This is a genomic window from Lutimonas sp., assembly GCF_051011215.1.
GTDB lineage: Bacteria > Bacteroidota > Bacteroidia > Flavobacteriales > Flavobacteriaceae > Lutimonas.
Genome location: NZ_JBPCUJ010000060.1, coordinates 1 through 4,120 on the forward strand (window position 1 = coordinate 1; position 4,120 = coordinate 4,120).

General features: G+C 35.5%; 3 protein-coding genes. 1 reads left to right on the top strand and 2 read right to left on the bottom strand.

The window, feature by feature from the left end; genetic code table 11:
• Window positions 1–378: 378 nt before the first annotated feature.
• Complete coding sequence (locus ACR2MV_RS05790) at window positions 379–1,560, bottom strand: carbohydrate porin (RefSeq protein WP_434020959.1); 1,182 nt, start codon at window positions 1,558–1,560, stop codon at window positions 379–381.
• Between the two features lie 16 nt (window positions 1,561–1,576).
• A complete protein-coding gene (locus ACR2MV_RS05795) occupies window positions 1,577–2,743 on the bottom strand; it encodes a pectin acetylesterase-family hydrolase (RefSeq protein ID WP_434020960.1) in 1,167 nt (388 codons plus the stop codon).
• Between the two features lie 190 nt (window positions 2,744–2,933).
• Between ACR2MV_RS05795 and ACR2MV_RS05800 the strand changes: the two genes are divergently transcribed.
• Window positions 2,934–3,767 carry a hypothetical protein gene (locus ACR2MV_RS05800; protein WP_434020961.1) on the top strand — a complete coding sequence of 278 codons (834 nt, stop codon included), beginning with the start codon at window positions 2,934–2,936 and terminating at the stop codon, window positions 3,765–3,767.
• The last annotated feature ends 353 nt before the right edge of the window (window positions 3,768–4,120 follow it).

A 4,120-nucleotide genomic window follows, 5' to 3' on the forward strand; every position in this document is an offset into this window, starting at 1 on the left:
GAACAAATTGAATCACTGTTGGCAACATCAACGCTATAAATAGAGCCGATGCTGAAAGTAATTTAACGATTTGTTTTTTTCTGTTCATACAGGAGTATATCCGAAGTTTGCAAAAATAGAGAAAAAACCAATATGATCTATATTTAGAAATGGAAAGATATAGATGTTTAAACCAAGATAAACTTCAGTATTCCCTATTTCTTCCATCTATTGGATAAAATTTATAGTGGATTAACAGTTATTAAATAACTTCTAATTAACTGGCCCTCAAATACGGTTGCAGAATTATTTGTCCTGCAGAGATCGAGTAAATGGGATCTATGGTAGCTACTATTCTGTATTCCGTCATTTGGATTTTCTTAGGAAATTTCACAAAAATCAAATAGCAACTCTACATCTAAATCCTAAAATAAAGACCTCTTCTCTTGAAATGGCTGGCTTGAAATAGTATTGAAGATCAGGTGTAAACTCAATGATTCCGGAGAGTGTAAAACGCCAGTAGAATTCAAGTCCTTGTTCGATCCTTTGAGCTTCATCGGATGGCACAGAGCTCATATAAGCGATACCCAACCTATCGGGTAAACCCTTAAGAAGATTATCAAAGGTAAGCCCTGCCACGAATGAAGATTTTAAAGAAGTATATTGATCAAAAGAATTTGAATACCTTGAAAATATGCCAATACCTGAACTAAATTTTTGAAACATATTAAATACCAATCCGTGTCCATAATCACTACCTGGACCACTAATGGGATGATCAGAGTAACTAAAGGTGATACCATACTTGCCTTCCTTGCTTGGATTTCCAAAGTTTGGGTGATAGGCCAATTCAGCCAAATACACAAAGTTCCCTTTAAAAAAAGATTCAAAATCAGGATAATTGCCATTGGCTTTTGTATCCTGAAACCCTATATCTAAAGAAAAATAATCAGTCCAAAAACTCAACTGAATTCCAAGACCTATTGGATAGTCCATCCAATTGACACCGTTTGGACCTGCCAGTGGTGTTGCCATAAAATCAGTTCTGTCATTATCGATGAATTCATTATTTGCATATATAGACTGACCAAATAATTGTCCTGCTCTAAAGCCCATAAATGACGTTAAATCTTGTTCCCACCACAATGCAGGTAGTCCTATAATAGTTAGATCAGGAAATGTATTGCCGTCATTTGTTTGAATGTTTAGTCCTTGTTTTTTAGAGAATTGTTCCGTTGTATAGTCCATATACGTTTGATTCCAAACGAACCACCATCTGATCCCTTTTAGCAATTTATTTTTACCCTTAATCTGGTAAAAGCCAACAAAATCTAACTCTGAATTTAAGTGATGTTTCTGATCAGAAGAGCCTATTTGCCACTGGGGGGTAAAACTAAGAGAATAGTCAAAATGGTGATCCTCCTTGATCATTTTCTTCCAATCAAAATAAGAGCCACTTGTAACTAAAAAACCCGATTCTCTTTCTAAATTAAACCTGCCTTCAATTTCCATATGCTCGATTTGAGCAAAAATCGCATATGAGACAAATATAAATAGTGTACTGAGGAGTATCTTTTTCATACCTCAATAAAAGAGTTTATTTTAATTCTCCTGGCAGAAACTCTGCACCTACGTCGAGTCTTTCATCTTTGTTTATTATTCTATCCAACCATTGGTAAAAAAATAAACCGCCCTGTTCACAGGTGTAGAACACATCATTCCACTCTAAACAATGAGGCGTTGTGTTTGTTTCAGTATCTAAATGGCAATTTGAAATCCAATAAAAATAATTCCCATAGGGCTCACTGGCCTTCTTTAACTCTTTTGTAGCATAAGTCATATCCTGTTGCCATCGAGCCAATATTGCATCAGTTCGATTAATTCGGCTTGTTGAAGCTTGAAAACCTGTCATGGCATCATCCCTTATGGTATTTTGCTGTAACATCACAACATTTTTGTTATCCTTAAATTTTTCTATAGCATAAAGATATGCGTCATTCATTGTATTGTTACTTGTCTTAAAGCCAAAATTCTCTTCTGCATCAACACCCCACCAAGCAGTAATTTCTAAAAATCGTTCGGTCGTCAAGGCATTGCCATCTGACAGCTGATAAATTCTTGATGATGGGAACATAGTTACAATATCAGGAAGGTAATAAATAGCCCCATGACCACCAGCGCTCTCACCTGAAACAAGTACTTTTGACGGATTTTGATAGTTTTTACCTATCCAATTTAATACCGCTCGTGAATTCTCTTGTCCACGATGATAGATGGTTTTCTCTTCTCCGATTGCATTCGTATATTTTTGAACGGCATCTCCTATATGAACATCACCTGAACAATAGGATATAAATACCTTGTTCCAATTTTTAAAAGGGTTTTGGTCATTATCTTTTCTAAAAAAACCAGTTTGATAAGTTGAGTAGTTCAAGTCAAGCGCATCAGCATAATAAATTCCTCCTTCATTTGATTTTTCAGGTTGTTGCCAAAATATACTTTTCTCGCATGAATCATCATCCCAGCAGGCACCACCTGGTGAAAAAAAAATGATCAGATTATCTGATGTCCCATTTTGATGATAAAACTTATAATCACTACCATCAGAGCAAAGTGTTTTTCCTCCTGTTCTAATTACTTCCCAGGTATTTATTTTTACAGCTTCAGCTGATAGATCGGCTGCGCCCAAATTTTCCTGGGCCATTATATTGAAAGACAGACTCAGGATCAGGATGCATTGAATTCTAAATAAAGGGATTTTCATTTTAAAAAAAGTTTTTGAAATTCAAAAAAATTGATATTCATAAAGATACGAAATGTTTGAACTCAATCCAACTTGAGCAACTAGTCCAAATCGCAAAAGCATCAATTATTCCACAAATACTGAAGAAGAAATATTCAAGTAAAAATTAATCTATATTTACCCATTGCAAATCCTATGCTTATATTTTTCTATGAAGAAGATTCTTGTGTTTCTTGTGGTATTTGTTCTTACCTGTCAGTTTACTATGGCCCAGGAAAAAGACAAAAACAACCCTATCCTAAGCGAAAAATTCTTCATTTATGCAGGAGTTTTTAGCCCATTTAAACAAGTGACTTTTGGATTTAAAGCGACTATCCCGGAGGAAGACGACAATTTAATAGATATTGATGAAACATTTGATTTACAGGGGATACAAAGTACTTTTAATACGAATTTCAACTGGAGATTTTCGAAAAAGTGGAGTCTGAATTCTGATTTTTTTAGCTTACGAACTAGCAATGATGTCATATTGGGTGAAGATGTTATTTGGAATGGCTACACTTTTAAAAAAGGAACCTCAATTGAGGGAGGGTATGGTGCCTCGGTTTGGAAAATTGGTGTTGGTCGTACCCTTAGTAGTGGTAAAAAGCACGAGTTTAGAGCCTTGTTAGGAGTTTATTTACTTGGTTTAAACGGTTTCTTGGCGGGGTCAGCCTTTCTTGATGGAGAGGAAATTGAATTGGAAAAACAAAAAGTTTCTGTTACCCTTCCTTTGCCCTCTATTGGACTCTCCTATATTTATGCTCCTACCATAAAACTCTCTTTCTTTGCCAAGGTAGAATGGTTTGGTATTAAGATTGACGATATCAGCGGCTCACTTTGGGATATTTCACCAGGGGTTCGCTATCAGTTTTTTAAGCATATTGGGGTAAACCTTAATTATAAATATCTCAACCTTTTTGGAGATGTCGATCAGAATATGTGGAAAGGCTCTTTTGAAATGGAATTTCAAGGTCCTTCGCTGGGTTTAATAGCAACTTTCTAGAGAATTACTTATGGTTGAAGTTCGGTTATGTTTCCTGAATATACAAGATTTAAGTTATTTGAATTTTCCGTTCTTTACTGTTTGCAAATATCAACGTCACAGGTCTATATTTATTCCAGTCTTGTAAATAGACTCATAGAATTGCTTGACATCATTGAAAAAACCGCTCAAGTGAACTTGGCGGATTTTTAATTTTTTAGGAGGGATTAGCTTCGCTGGGCCCTAGGTACTCCCATTCTACAAATAGAATCTGTAAATTTCTTTCAGAAATTAAACATCTTCTCAGAATAGAATGATCTGGTTATGCATGTCGGGATTGGCTTCGCCCGGCCCTAGTTACTCCCATTCTGCAA

Excerpts from the sequence above, each read along its gene's own strand:
- ACR2MV_RS05790 (WP_434020959.1), bottom strand. The coding sequence starts at position 1,560 with ATGAAAAAGATACTCCTCAGTACACTATTTATATTTGTCTCATATGCG.
- ACR2MV_RS05795 (WP_434020960.1), bottom strand. The coding sequence starts at position 2,743 with ATGAAAATCCCTTTATTTAGAATTCAATGCATCCTGATCCTGAGTCTG.
- ACR2MV_RS05800 (WP_434020961.1), top strand. The coding sequence starts at position 2,934 with ATGAAGAAGATTCTTGTGTTTCTTGTGGTATTTGTTCTTACCTGTCAG.